At 52.6% G+C, this 14862-nt stretch carries 7 protein-coding genes; 5 read left to right on the top strand and 2 right to left on the bottom strand.

The window, feature by feature from the left end:
* Positions 1 to 53 precede the first annotated feature (53 nt).
* Both ACKWCC_RS00850 and ACKWCC_RS00845 read right to left on the bottom strand, forming a co-directional pair.
* Positions 54 to 902 carry a LytTR family DNA-binding domain-containing protein gene (locus tag ACKWCC_RS00850; protein WP_413993991.1) on the bottom strand — a complete coding sequence of 283 codons (849 nt, stop codon included), beginning with the start codon at positions 900 to 902 and terminating at the stop codon, positions 54 to 56.
* Between the two features lie 1025 nt (positions 903 to 1927).
* Complete coding sequence (locus tag ACKWCC_RS00845; protein ID WP_413993990.1) at positions 1928 to 2260, bottom strand: hypothetical protein; 333 nt, start codon at positions 2258 to 2260, stop codon at positions 1928 to 1930.
* A 712-nt stretch (positions 2261 to 2972) separates the two neighbouring features.
* On the opposite strand from ACKWCC_RS00845, the gene ACKWCC_RS00840 reads away from it, so the two are divergent.
* The 5 genes from ACKWCC_RS00840 to ACKWCC_RS00820 all read left to right on the top strand — a co-directional run bounded on the left by ACKWCC_RS00840 (position 2973) and on the right by ACKWCC_RS00820 (position 14775).
* Positions 2973 to 5684 (top strand): helix-turn-helix and ligand-binding sensor domain-containing protein, encoded by a 2712-nt coding sequence (locus ACKWCC_RS00840; protein ID WP_413993989.1) that lies wholly within the window; start codon positions 2973 to 2975, stop codon positions 5682 to 5684.
* A gap of 239 nt (positions 5685 to 5923) precedes the next feature.
* A complete protein-coding gene (locus ACKWCC_RS00835; RefSeq protein ID WP_413993988.1) occupies positions 5924 to 8959 on the top strand; it encodes a SusC/RagA family TonB-linked outer membrane protein in 3036 nt (1011 codons plus the stop codon).
* Positions 8960 to 8992: 33 nt separating this feature from the next.
* A complete protein-coding gene (locus ACKWCC_RS00830) occupies positions 8993 to 10444 on the top strand; it encodes a RagB/SusD family nutrient uptake outer membrane protein (protein ID WP_413993987.1) in 1452 nt (483 codons plus the stop codon).
* Between the two features lie 15 nt (positions 10445 to 10459).
* The gene (locus tag ACKWCC_RS00825) at positions 10460 to 12592 is read left to right on the top strand and encodes a hypothetical protein (RefSeq protein ID WP_413993986.1); all 2133 of its coding nucleotides are present in this window, start codon (positions 10460 to 10462) and stop codon (positions 12590 to 12592) included.
* An 11-nt stretch (positions 12593 to 12603) separates the two neighbouring features.
* Positions 12604 to 14775 carry a family 16 glycosylhydrolase gene (locus ACKWCC_RS00820; protein WP_413993985.1) on the top strand — a complete coding sequence of 724 codons (2172 nt, stop codon included), beginning with the start codon at positions 12604 to 12606 and terminating at the stop codon, positions 14773 to 14775.
* The last annotated feature ends 87 nt before the right edge of the window (positions 14776 to 14862 follow it).

Below are 14862 nucleotides of genomic sequence, written 5' to 3'. Positions count from 1 at the left end.
TCCCATATTTAAATGAGAAATCCATTTTGTGATGAAAAGGGCCTATAGCGTGATCAGTGGGCTGGGTGTATGGCCATCTTTTTTTCAAAAAGTGCCTTGTGGCCGGAAGAAACGGGAATGACCAGATCAGGAATGTCCCTCATGATCAAGGTGTAGCCTTTTGAGGTTTTTTGAAAGGAGGAAATATGGCCGGTATGCACCAGGAAAGAGCGGTGAACGCGCACTATGGCAGGGTGGGCTATGTTGGCCTCTACTTCTTTTAAGCGCATCCTTACCAATTCCCTCACGGGCAGCTTCCCCTTTAAATAATGAATTTCAAGGTAGTTTCCAGACGATTTGATAAAGCGAAGCTCGGCATAATCAATGGCCAACACCACCTTATCATTTTCCGTTTTAAAGCGTAAGAGGGTGTCTTGCCCGGGATCTGGGGTGAATGCTGAAGCTATTTCAAGTTTACTGTAAGAGGACATTTTATTCCGCATTCCCAAAATCCAGACAAAGAAGAGATAGGGGCCGGGCACCACTAGGGCCACATACCTCCAGGTAAGTTGGTATTCTGCCGCCTTCTCTGCCAGTGTGGGAAAACTTGGGCTAAAGGCAAGGTAAAGGCCAAAGGTGATCAAAAAAACATCGAACATGCACCAGAGCACCAAGCTTAAATTGGTGAGCACGGCCAGTCCAAACAGGGGCCTGATGACAAAGTGGCTCAACAGCATGGCCAAACCGCCCACTAGGGCATAACCCAGAAAAAGGCGCTTGTCCCAGTTATCCATATTAAAAGGGGCGTACACGACCAGAAATGTAAGCACAAACAGCATCAGGAACCCAATGAGCATCAACTTGTTCTTGGGCAGGGCGAAAAAAGCAATTTCTTGCCGAAAAAATGTGGCTATGTTGTCCATAACGGTACAGTAAGTGCCTCTTGGTCTTGTCCGCTCTGGGCACGACCTTTCCAGTGCTTTTGCGGTGTTGGGATATAAAAATTTGTGCGATTTTGTCTTCCTGTCCCAACAATTGACCCCTTGAAGGTATAAAAAAAATGTAAGGCTGAGCAGAAAGGGAGGGTAAGAAAGATAATGGGCCGAGCGCTCGCTGCCTAGATGAAAACCCCGTTTTCAAACAGTCAGAAACTGGCGCACATTGCAAAAAAACAAGTCTCTTTTGCTTTCAAAAACCAAAATGATGCACTTCGTGGGAGACGAGCCTGTACTTACCTTTGCTCCTTATGGGCCATTGGCACCGGAAAATTTCGGCTATATGGAACGCGACACCTCCTTGGTGATGATTCCAGGCAGACCGCTTGCCCCTGACCCTCGGTAATACGGCGGTTAAAAGGCAAAATTCTACCAAGACACACCTCTTACCAATGGGATAAAATTCTGTGGCACCGCCAAAGGGTTTGATACTCCAAGGCTTGCCTGAAAATTAAAATTCGGTTTCTTGTCAATGTCCCGTGGGCTTGTCCCGCCGTAGTTTACTTTATGTTTAGGGATTTCTGTGTGTGGCCAAAGCTGTATTTGTTTCCAAGGATTCCAAATCTGGCCCACCCCAGATGTTTTTCCTGTTTTGTATGGGGCACTTCCAATAAAAAGGATGTGTTTCAAAAAAAACATTGAGGTCAGTACTTAGGTACCTATTACAGAGCCCATTATTGACACAAATGTCAGGCTGAGCGCAGTCGAAGTCTCCCTTGGCTGGTAAATGGTTCTCGACTGCGCTCGAACTGACAATAGTAAAAATTACTAACCATTTAATAATCAAATAATTACCTTGTTTGATGGATAGGTATTTATCTACTGACCTCTAAAAAAACATATCAATCTTTGGTTGCGTGGAGGGGGGGCAGGACAGGGCAAACTGTTTCTTGATACAAAAAAAAGAGACCGCAACGGGGCCTCTTTTTGGATTTAGGTTGGTGGTTTTTTGTTCAACTTTTTCCCATGGCACCCTTAATGGCGCCAACGATGGCCATCAGGACACCGCCACCAACACCACCACCGGCCACACTGCCAAGTACCCCGGCGATGTCAAAACCGCCATCTGCACCGGCCGCAGCTCCAGCACCGAGGCCAAGCATGCCAAGAAGTTGGCCGCCCAGTCCGCCACCCAAAATACCGGCTACGGAATTTCCTAGCGTCCCTAGATTGAGTTTGGGCAAAATTTTTGCCACAATGTTTCCTCCGGCGGCACCGGAGACTAATTGAATGATCAACGGTAAGTATTCTTCCATTTTTACAAAAGTTAATTGGTTATATGTCAATAAATTAACAATATTAAAATATGATATGCAACTATTTTTGTCTTTAATGTATCATTTTGTGGTAAAACTGCCCCTCTTTAAGAGATGTTCAAAACCGTTCGATGTACTTTGGATGGTGGTTCGGTCACACATCCATCCCCCGAAGAACGAATGGCTAAAAGGGTAAGTTTTTTTATGGGTACTCCGGTTCTTTAAATGGGCGGATCGCTCTAATCGTTTTGAACTATTGCCGAAACCAAACAAAAGGGGCACATTAAAAAGAACCAATTCCACAAATAATGGGCTCACAAGGCGCATGTTCACCAAACCAAGGTGATGCTCGTTATTGACCTCTTTATGGCGCTGCCAAAACCTTCATTGAAGAGATGTTGGGGCCATGTTGTAATTGCCTCTTGTTGGTGCACCATATCGCGGCCTTCTTCCCCCGGTTACCTGCCATAGCGGCATTGCCAAACTGCACTTCGCGGAGTAACCAAGCAAGAGGGTGCCCGGAAGATGCTGCTGGGGCAATTGCGCACCTTTGCCGCCAGAGGTGGGAAAAAGTTTCAAACAATCATAAGTTAGCGCACATCACAAAAAACAAGTATCTTTTGCTTTCCAAACAATGATGCTGTACTTCGTGAGATTCCTAAACTGTCTATTCCTTTTATGGGCCACGTGCCTTTGGGCCCAGGAACTTCCTCCCATCCAGAACTTCGCGCCCAGGGATTATATGGGGGAAAACCAGAATTGGGCCATTGCCCAGGGCGGCAACGGGCATATCTATGTGGCCAATAACCATGCCTTGCTCACTTTCAACGGTGCCGAATGGCATCAATATCCCTCTCCCAACAACAGTGTCATACGTTCCGTTCACGTCAGGGGCAATAAGGTTTTTACGGGACACTACATGCAGTTTGGGTACTGGGAGCGAGATGCTGTTGGCCAATTGGCCTATCGTTCCATTTCGGATGACCTCAAGGTGCCCATGCTGGAGGACGAAGCGTTTTGGAACATTATATCCGTGGATGATTGGGTCCTTTTCCAATCCCTGGACCGCATTTACAGCTACCACATCGGGTCTGGGGAGTTCAAGGTCATGGAGGCCAAAACCAGCAAGGCCCACATTTTTAAGATAGACGGCGCCGTTTTTTTTCAGGACGATGCAGTGGGACTGGTGCAGATTGAGGACGGAAAGCCCAAAACTGCCATTTCCAAGCAGGCGCTGGGCAACAACGGGGTGGTGGGAATGTATGCTTCCGCCAAGGGCACGGTGCTTATTTTGGACAATGGTGAGTTTTTGGGCTACGCCAATGGTGAGGCCGCTACCTGGTCCATTGCGGCAGCACCGGACCTGGTGGATGTGAACGTGTACACCACCGCACAACTGTCCGACGGTTCCTTTGTTTTGGGCACCATTGCCAACGGCCTGATCCAAATAGATGCCCAGGGCAATTTGGTGCGAAAGGTGAACCGAAAAAACGGCCTGCAGAACAATACCGTATTGGCCACCTTCCAAGATCGCGATGATAACCTATGGCTGGGACTGGACCACGGTATTGCCCTGCTCAACATGAACTCGCCTTTTTATGAGTATGTGGATGGGAGCGGCAACCTCGGCGTGGTCTATGCCGCGGCCCGCCATCAAAATAGGTTGTATCTGGGAACCAATCAGGGCCTTTTTATGATGGGGCGGTCCAATGAAGCCAAGTTTAGCCTGGTCAAGGGCACCAGGGGACAGGTATGGAGCCTAAACGTAATAGACGGCACCTTGTTCTGCGGGCACAACAAGGGCACCTTTGCCGTGGCCAATGGCGAGGCATCCCTCATTTCCAGTTTTCCCGGCACTTGGGACATCAAGGTGGTGAACAACAGGCCCAACCTCTTGTTGCAAGGAAACTTCAACGGACTTTCCACCCTCAAAAAAGAAAATGGCCGTTGGGGTTTTGGAAACGTGATTTCGGGTTTTGACATCTCTAGCCGCTTCTTTGAACTTACCGGGCCCAATGAGATTGTGGTAAATCATGAACTTAAGGGGCTTTTTCAATTATCACTGGATGAAGACTTTACCAGGGTACAACAAATGGCCACGCACCCGCAGATGGGGTACAGCTCCAGTCTGGCCCAATATGACGGGAAACTGCGCTACACCACGGTGGAAGGGGCATTTGTAAAACGGGCCGATAGTCTTGCCTTTGCACCGGATTCGGTTCTGACCGATCTGTTGTTCAAAAAATCGGGCGGCATTACCAGCATTGTACTGGGAGACAGGTCAATGGACGCCCTATGGTACTTTACGGAAGGTGGGCTATCCAAGGTCTTTCCGGACCAGTTCAGTGGCACCTTGGGGGTAACCACGGTGCCCATCCCCCCATTTTTTAAGCGCAGCCTTGGGGTGGCGGGGTTTGAGAACATGACGCACCTACAGGGCAACAAATATCTTTTTGGTGCCAACAATGGCTTTGTGACCCTGAATCTGGATGCGTTGGAACCGGTCTCATATGCCATTGGCATTGATGGGGTTGGCAGTAGTTTGGGCAATACCGCCCAATCTCTTCCACTGCCCCTATCGGAAGAGGCGAGCTTGCCCTACCGGGCCCAAACAACGCTGTCGTTTTCCTTCAGCGTCCCGGCCTTTGAAAAGTATCGGGAAGTCCTTTACCAGTACCGGCTTCAAGGACTTTCACCGGATTGGGGGCCTTGGAGCACCGAGCCCCGGGCAGATTTTAACAATTTGGATCACGGCAACTACCTTTTCCAGGTGCGTGCCAAAGTGGGCAACACCCTTACCAACAATGTGGCCTCTTTTAAGTTTGTCATTGCCAAGCCCTGGTACCTATCCGTTTGGGCCATCATCGGTTACCTTCTGTTGCTTTTGCTTCTGGGGGCACTGGTGCACCGCTCTTACAAACGTTACTATACCAACAAACAAAATGCAAGGCTCAATGAGGAAATTAAAATACAGCGGCGCAAGCAACTGCTGGCCGAAAAAGAACTCATTGAAATAAAGAATGAGAAACTCAATGCGGAGATTGAGGGAAAAAACCGAGAGCTTGCCGTGGCAACGATGAGCCTGATCAAAAAGAATGAGTTTTTGGCAAGTGTTAAAAAAGAACTTTCGGACAGTACGAACGCACAACAGGTGAAAAGGGTGGTACGTACCATAGACCGCAACATCAGTAACGAGGACGATTGGAAGTTTTTTGAAAAGGCCTTTAACAATGCGGACAAGGATTTTCTACAGAACATAAAGGAAGCGCATCCGGAACTTACCCCAAACGACTTAAAATTATGTGCTTATCTGCGGCTAAACCTACCCTCCAAGGAGATTGCCCCGCTGCTCAACATTTCGGTAAAGAGCGTGGAGGTTAAACGCTATCGTTTGCGAAAAAAAATGGACCTTCCCAGGGAGATGGGCCTTACCAAGTACATTATGGACCTGTAGGCGCCCATACAAACCCAAAAAAAAACACTACACTACCACTACAAGAGACCATTTTATGTGTGTAAGGGGCCGTTAAAGGGCGGTTTATCTTCTTGTCATATCCATTGTTTACGGGGTAAAATCCATTGATTCCTTAAAATTAGCCCCATTTTTTTGTCAATGTATGTTTTTTGTTGGGGCGCTTTGTTGGGGCAGGCCATTAAGATGAACTACTTTGCCTGTTCAAAATCATACTACAAATGAGGCAAGTCATCTTATTTCTGTTCATCGGTTTTTGGGCCACGGCGGCCACAGCACAATCGCTCACCATTTCGGGTACGGTAAAGGATGCCACCCTGGATGAGCCCTTGCCCGGGGTCAGTGTGGTGGTCAAGGGAACCACCAATGGCACGGCCGCGGATTTTGATGGAAATTTCACCATTTCCGATGTGCCGCCGGGGAGCACCTTGATGTTTTCCTACATAGGATATACCACGGTGGAAATCGTGGTGACCACGGATGAGGACCTCAACGTGACCATGGTGGAGGATGTGAGCACGCTGGATGAGGTGGTGGTCATAGGCTATGGCACCCAGACCAAGAAGGAAGTGACCGGTGCCGTGGCGGTGGTGGGTGCAGAGACCATAGAGGACCTGAACCCCACCCAGGTGGAACAGGCGCTCCAGGGTCAGGTGGCCGGGGTGAACGTAACGGCCTCTTCGGGCTCTCCCGGGAGTGGCTCCAACATCAGGATTCGGGGCATTTCCACCAACGGCGACAACCGGCCCTTGATTTTGGTGGATGGAAACGTCATCGAAGACCTGAGCGTGCTCAGTCCAGGTGATATAGAGAGCATTAACGTGCTCAAGGATGCCACGGCCGGTATTTATGGCGTTAGGGCGGCCAATGGGGTCATCTTGGTCACCACCAAGACAGGTCGTAAAAACCAGGAGCTCCAGTTCACCTATGATGCCTTTGGCGGCTTTCAGGAAACATCGCGCCGCATTCCCGTGCTCAATGCCACGGAATACGCGCTGCTGGCCAATGAGGCCTTCGCCGCTGGTGGCCAGCCCAATCCGTTCCCCAATGTTGCGGGTCTGGGAGCGGGCACCAACTGGCAAGACGAGGTGTTCCAGACGGCACCCATAATCAACCAGAACATTACCATCTCCGGAGGAACGGAAAAGTCACGTTTTTCCTTTGGGGCGGGCCTGCTTACCCAAGATGGCATCGTGGGGGGCAACAAGTCCAACTTTACGCGGCTCACCTCCAGGATCAACTTCAATACGGACCTTCTGGAAAACCTGAAACTTACCGCAAACGTCCTATATACCGGAACCACTAGGCGCACCTTGTCCGAAAACGGCATAGGTTCGGTACTTTTCAATGCGCTCAACAATGCGCCCACCCTGCCCGTTCGGAATCCGGATGGTGCCTTTTCCATCTCAGAGGGCTTGGGCAACGAGGTGATCAACCCCCTGGCCCAGGTGGCCAATACGTTCAATGGCACCGAGGTGGACCGCATTAGCGGAAAACTGGGCCTCAACTATTCCTTTTGGGACAATTTTACGGTAGAGTCCAGCCTGCAGTTCAACTACGCCGAGGTGCAGGGACGCAACTTTGTGCCCACCCTGTTCTTTGGGTCCGGAAAGGTGTTCAACAATACCGGCCGGCCATTCTTAAATGTGAACAAGGATATCTTCAAGGACTATACGTTTGATTCCTTTGTCAACTACAACAAGACCTTTGGAGAGGACCACAACCTACAGGCCACCTTGGGTACGTCCGTGTTTCGGACCCAAGGCCAGTTCTCCGGTACCACCCAGGGGTTCTTTGAACGGCCGGTAAGCTTCCCCAATGCAGATATAAACAATGCGGTGGATCTGCTCAACACCAGGATAGAGCAGGGACTCAGCGGTAAGTTCGATGAGCGTTTGCTTTCCTATTTCACCCGTATCCAATATGGCTACAAGGGAAGGTATTTGTTCTCGGGCGTGCTGCGCCGGGACGGATCCACCAAATTTGGACCGGAAAATCGCTTTGGTTGGTTCCCCTCCGCTTCCCTGGGCTGGATCGCCTCGGACGAGTCCTTTCTGGCCGAGAGCAAAAACATCGACTTCCTAAAATTCAGGGCCAGTTATGGTATTTTGGGCAACGACCGCATTCCCGGAAATGCCTTCCGGTCCATCTTGAACGGGGAGGCCACCTATGTCTTCAACGATCAGCTGGCCTTTGGGCAAGCGGTTGGGGTGCTCAGCAACCCCGCCATACAGTGGGAGCAGCAAGAGACCTTGAACATTGGCTTAGATCTGAGACTGTTTAACAATAGGGTTGACATCACTGCAGATTATTTTACCCGCAACACGGACGGCCTGTTGCTACAGCCCCAAGTATCGGGAATTTTGGGAGGCAATGCCCCAGGGGCACAGGTGCCGGTGGTGAACGGGGGCGCCGTGGAAAACTCCGGCTTTGAGTTTGCCATTGGCTACACTTTTGTGGGCAACGATGATTTTTCCTTTGGAATCAACTACAACGCCACCATCCTGAGCAACGAGGTCACTGAAGTGAACAATGACGCCGGATTCTTGCAAGGTGGTTCTTTTGGGGTGGGCCAAGACCCGCCGGCTCGGATGGAGGCTGGTAAACCCATAGGATATTTCTTTGGCCTGGAGACCGATGGGGTCTTCCAGAACAGTGCCGATGTGGCCGCACACGCCACCCAGCTCAACTCCGGCCCCGGGGACCTCAGGTTCGTGGACCAGAACAATGATGGGGTCATCAATGCCGAGGACAGGGTGGATATTGGCAACCCCATCCCCGATGCCACCATGGGCCTGAACCTCACCGTGGATTATGGGAACTTTGACTTTCGGGCCTATACCTTTGCCTCCCTGGGCAATGACATCGCCAGAAATTACGAACGTAATCAGCCTTTGGTGAACCGTTCCGTGTACACCCTGAACCGGTGGACGGGCGAGGGCACCTCCAACACGGAGCCTAGGCTCACCACAGGGGCCACCTCCAATGTGCTGTTCTCGGACTATTTTGTGGAAGATGGCTCTTTTGCCCGCATTCAGAACGCCCAAGTGGGTTATACCTTTGGCAATGATTTTATGGAGCGATTTGGGGCAGACAAGCTTCGCGTCTATGTCTCTGCCAACAATATTTACACCTTTACCAGGTACCGGGGCTATGACCCCAGTGCCTCCTCTGGGGCTCCCATTGGGGCGGGCATAGACCCTGGGTTCTATCCTGTGCCCAGAACCTATATGTTGGGTGTTAACCTTAAATTTTAAGCAATGAAGACCACCTCTAAATACCTAAGGCAAATGAAAAGAAAACTATTGGCTTTGGCGCTCAGTACGGCTGTTTTGGCCTGTACCGATGATTTTGTGGATGTGGATTCCTTTGATGAGGATTCCGAGAATTTCTTCAATTCTGAAGAAGATTACCAAGACGCCCTCATTGGGGCCTATGACCTGTTGCAGAGCACCTACATCAATGTGCTGCTCGGGGAGATCGCATCGGACAATACCTTGGCCGGCGGCGAGAGCGCGGTGGACGTGCCCGGCATACAGGAGATAGACGATATGTTGCACAACCCACTGAACCAGCAGCTGCGCGACCTCTTCACTTGGATGTTCGCCGGGGTAAACCGGGCCAATTATGTGCTGGAATTCAAGGATAAGCTGGATTTTCCCGGCAAACAGAGCGTTATCGCGGAAGCCACCTTTCTAAGGGCCTACTATTATTTTGAGCTGGTAAAGTGGTTTGGCGATGTGCCCTTGGCCGTGGATGAGCGTTTGCTCTTCGGAGACCAGGATGTGGTGGAGCGCACCCCAAAGGAAGAGGTTTATGCCCAGATAGAGCAAGACCTCCAATTTGCCGCGGCCAACCTGCCCACCACCCAGACAGATGTGGGGCGGGTAACCAAGGGTGCGGCGCAGGCCCTACTGGGCAAGGTATATCTATATCAAGATAAGTTTGCCGAAGCGGCACCCGTTTTGGTGGAGGTCATTGAGAGCGGCGTCTATGACCTGGTGATGGATTATGACACCCTTTTTGAAAACGATAACGAGAACAACGAAGAATCGGTCTTCGAGGTACAGTACTCGGACATTGAGGGCGCCGGATTTGGCTGCCTGCAGTGCAGCGAGGGCAATGTGGCCGTGGGCTTCAATGGCATACGGAACTATACCGGGCCAAAATTTGAATCGGGCTTCAGTTTTAACGTGCCCACCCAAGAAGCTTATGATGCCTTTGAGGAGGGTGATCTGAGAAGGGACGTGGCCATCCTGGACATCAATGCGTGGGCGGCCGCCAACCCTGGGGTTACCTTTGTGGAAGGCTTTGAGCATACCGGATTTTACAACAGAAAATACCTGGCCCGTCAGGGCGATCTCAACACCGGAGATGCCAACCTCACCAACCCCAACAATTATAGGGCCATACGTTTTGCAGATGTCCTTCTCATGGCCGCAGAGGCATTGAACCGCGGCAATCTGGACGATGCTGCGGCCCAGGGCTATCTAAATCGGGTGCGCGGGCGCGCCGGTCTTGCGGCCGTGACCCTCACAGGGACCGACCTTACCGAAGCCATACTGCGGGAGCGTCGGGTGGAACTGGTGGGAGAGGGCCATCGCTTTTTTGACCTGGTGAGAACGGGCAGGGCAGCGGCGGCCATAGACGGTTTCCAGACCAACAAGCATGAACTGTTTCCCCTGCCGTCCATAGAAATAGAATTGGCGGGCAACCGCTGGGAACAAAATCCAGGATACTAAACACTAAAATTTACAATGATGGGAATATTTAAGAGAGTAACGGTTTTCTTTATGATCGCAGCGTTTTTTGGCGCCTGTGAAGAAAGTGAGGAGGTGTCCTTTGCACTTCAGGACATATCGGCACCCACCAATGTCAGTGCTGTTTTTAACATTGCCCAGGACGATACCGGTACGGTCACCGTAACGCCCACCGCGGAGGGAGCCTCTATTTTTCAGGTGTTCTTTGGCGATGTGGAAAACGAAACGGCCACCGAAGTGGCACCGGGGGAAACGGTGACCAAAGTGTACGGCGAGGGCGATTTTAACCTGCGCATTGTGGCCGTTGGTGCCACGGGCCTTACCAGTGAACTGGTGCGGGTGGTGAGCATTTCCTTTGCCGCCCCTACGGCCCTACAGCCCGGGGTTCAGGTCTCCGGCACCGACAATTTCCAGGTTTCCGTGACCCCTACCGCAGACAATGCCACCGTGTTCGATGTGTTTTTTGGCGAAGTCCAGGATGAGGAGCCCGTGACCATCATGGTCGGGGAGACGGCAGAATACACCTATGGCATGGCCGGTGACTACACCATTAGGGTGGTGGCCCGGGGCGCTGGTGCCGCCACAGCGGAAGCCACGGAGACCGTGACCATAGTACCCTCTGCCTCCGTGACCGCGGCAGATTTTGTGGGCACCTGGATAATGGCCCCAGAGGCCGGTTCCCTGGGGGTGGGCCCCGCCATAGGGGATGTAAGTTTCTTTGCCATAGATGCCCAAGGGGTCATAGATCGGGCCTGCTATTATGATGATGAGTATGTCTTTGGCGCCGATGGTTCCTTTGCCAATGTGCTGGGCAACGAAACATGGATCGAGGGCTGGCAGGGAGGCAGTGACGCCTGTGGCGCCCCGGTGGCGCCCCATGACGGTACCGCCGATGCCACGTATAGCTATGACGATGCCACCAAGGCCCTGACCATTATCGGTCCGGGGGCCTATATTGGCCTGCCCAAGGCCAATAACCAAGGGGAACTCCCCAATGTGGACGTGCCCGCACAGATTGTGTACACGGTAACCTTGAGCGGGGACAAGAACACCATGAACGTGGTGGTTGAAATTGGTGCCGGTTCTGGAGTGTTCTGGCAGTACAAACTCATTAAGGGCGAAAACGCACCAGTACCCATTACCGAGGCAGATTTCCACGGGAGTTGGGTCATGGCCCCCGAGGCCGGTTCCCTGGGCGTGGGCCCCGCCGTGGGCGATGTGAGCTTCTTTGCCATAGATGCCCAAGGGGTCATTGACCGTGCCTGTTATTTTGATGATGTCTATGTCTTTGGTACCGATGGGTCCTTTGCCAACGTGCTCGGAGCCGATACCTGGATCGAGGGTTGGCAGGGCGGTGGCGATGCCTGCGGGGCCCCGGTGCCCCCCCATGACGGCAGCGCCCAGGCCACTTTCTCCTATGATGCCGCCACGGGCCAGCTCACCATTACGGGAGCCGGGGCATACATTGGGCTGCCCAAGGCCAACAACCAAGGAGAGCTGCCCAATGTGCCGCTTCCCGATGCCATTGTCTATGATGTGGTGCTGAGCGATGATCGGAGCACCATGAACGTGGTGGTGGAAATCGGTGCGGGTTCCGGGGTGTTCTGGCAGTATAAATTGGTCAAGGCACCTTCACAGAGCGCCCCCGAAATAGCGGGTACATGGCGCATGGCCCCCGAGGCGGGCTCCCTGGGCGTGGGCCCCGCGGTGGGCGATGTGAGCTTCTTTGCCATTGACGCCCAAGGGCTCATTGACCGTGCCTGTTATTTTGATGATACCTATGTCTTTGGTACCGACGGATCTTTTGCCAATGTGCTCGGCGCGGATACCTGGATCGAGGGCTGGCAAGGTGGTTCGGATGCCTGTGGTGCCCCCGTGGCGCCCCACGATGGTTCCGCGGCCGCTACCTACACCTATGATGCCAATGCCGGTACGATCACCCTTTCCGGGGCCGGGGCCTACATAGGACTGCCCAAGGCAAACAACCAGGGCGAACTGCCCAATGTTCCGCTTCCCGATACCATTGTTTACGATGTGGTGCTCAGCGATGGCGGCAACACCATGAACGTGGTGGTGGAGATCGGAGCCGGTTCGGGCGTCTTCTGGCAGTACAAATTAATCAAGGACTAAACCCGCAAGCGATGAAGAAGATCAGCTATTTTTTCTATACCTTATTTCTGTTGATGTCCTTTGGATGTCAGGAGGAAGAACCCACCCTGGGCACCATTTTGGTGCCAACGGACCTGGAGGTGAGCACGGTGGTGAGCACCGACGGCTCGGGCTTTGTGGAGTTCAGTGCCAGTGCCAACAACGCCATTACCTATATATTTAAATTTAGTGATGGGGAACAGATCACCAGTCCGGACGGGACGGCCACAAAGCGCTTTACCCGGGTGGGCCTTAACACTTACACCTATTCGGTGGTGGCCTACGGACGCGGCGGGGTAAGCTCATCCGCCACTTTTGAGGTGGATGTGGAAAGCGATTTTTCCGATTTTGAGGCCTTGGAACTGCTCACCGGGGGCGATGTCGATGTTGAGGGCAACGTGGTCACCGAGGCCTCCAAGGTCTGGTACCTGGCCGCATCACAGCCGGGTCACCTCGGCGTTGGGGCCACCCTGGCCTTTTTGCCCGATCAATTTTGGTTCCCCGCTTTTTTTGCGGCGGCCCCCTTTGAGCGCTGTGCGGATGAGGCCACCAGCTGCCTCTGTGACGATGAGCTTACCTTTGCCCTGAACAGTGGGGACAATGCCCTTACCTATGAACTAAACAACAATGGCAGTACCTTTTTCAATGCCGGACACCAGGATATTGTTGGTGGTGAAGGCGGTGGCGACGCTTGCTTTGCCTTTGATACCTCCGGCACCAGCATCGTTTCCCTGGCGCCCACCTCGGTGGACTGGTCTCAAGTGCCAGACCCGGCCTTTAGTTCCCGGGGCACGGTGATGAACTTTAGCAACAATGCCTTTATGGGCTACTATGTGAGTTCTTCCAGTTATGAGATTCTCGAGATCACGGACGATTTCCTTTACGTCAGGACCATTGATGGCAAGGACCCCAACTTGGCTTGGTACCATAAATTTTCCACCACCCCGGTGGCGGACCAAGGCGGCACCCCACCGGAGGACAATACCTTGCAGACCGTGTTCAATACCTTGGTGTGGTCCGATGAATTCGATGTGCCGGGCGCCCCAAACCCTGCCAACTGGACCTATGATCTGGGTACCGGGGACAATGGCTGGGGCAACCAAGAGGTGCAGACCTACACCGATGCGGCCGATAATGTCATCGTGGAGGACGATGTGCTGAAAATTACCTTAAAAGCCGTGGAAGAGGGTGATGCCGTCTATTATTATGATGATTTTCAACTGGTGGATGCCAACGGCGATGTGCAACAGACCATTGCCGACTTTGAAGGGGCAGACCCAGGGTTTGAATCTTTTGAGGGTGCGGCCTCCGAGGTCATTGACAATCCGGACAGCTCCGGGCTAAACACCTCGGCCAGAGTGGCCCAGTTCACCAAAAGCCCGGGAGCGGCCACCTTTGCCGGATCCCTGTTCAATTTGGGCGCGGCCTTGGACCTATCCGTGAACAAACAGATGAACCTCAAGGCATGGTCTCCCAAAATGGGGGCCACCGTGCGCCTCAAGATAGAGAACACGGCCAATGCGAACGAGTTCTTTGAGGTGGATGCCACTACCCAGACCACCAATGCCTGGGAACTGCTTTCCTTTGATTTGGCTGCGGCGCCGGACTTCACGTATGACCGTATGGTCATCTTCTTTGATTTTGGCGTTCCCGGGGGCTCGGGCGCGGCCTTCACCTCGGCCAGGGTAAAGACCCAAGGCCTGCAACAGTTCACCTATGGCCGTGTGGAGGCAAGGGCAAAACTGCCCACGGGCGGTGGTACCTGGCCCGCCATCTGGATGCTCGGCGCGGACATTGAGACCAATCCCTGGCCGGGTGCCGGCGAGATGGACATTATGGAACATGTGGGCAATCAGCAAGACGTTATTTTTGGTTCCACCCACGATCCCAACAATTTCGCCGGCAATGCCCGTACGGGATCGGTGACCGTGGCCGGCGTGTCGGACGAATTCAAAGTGTATGAAATGGAATGGACGGCAGAGCAAATCCAATTTGCCGTGGACGGGGAAGTGTTCTTCACCGTGCCCAACGATGCCAGCCTACCCTTTAACAAAGATTTTTTCTTTATCATGAACGTGGCCATGGGCGGCACCTTTGGCGGGGACGTGGATCCCAATTTTGTGGAATCGACCATGGAGGTAGATTACATTAGAATGTATCAGTAGCATCTTGGCCAAGACTTCCGATCAAAGGCCAGACCTGTATCTGGCCTTTTTTTTGTCGGGTCCCGCCAACGGGTTCCGCAGGAAAAA

Source organism: Maribacter aquimarinus, from assembly GCF_047345505.1.
Classification (GTDB): Bacteria; Bacteroidota; Bacteroidia; order Flavobacteriales; family Flavobacteriaceae; genus Maribacter.
This window is presented reverse-complemented; position numbering and strand designations above follow the sequence as displayed.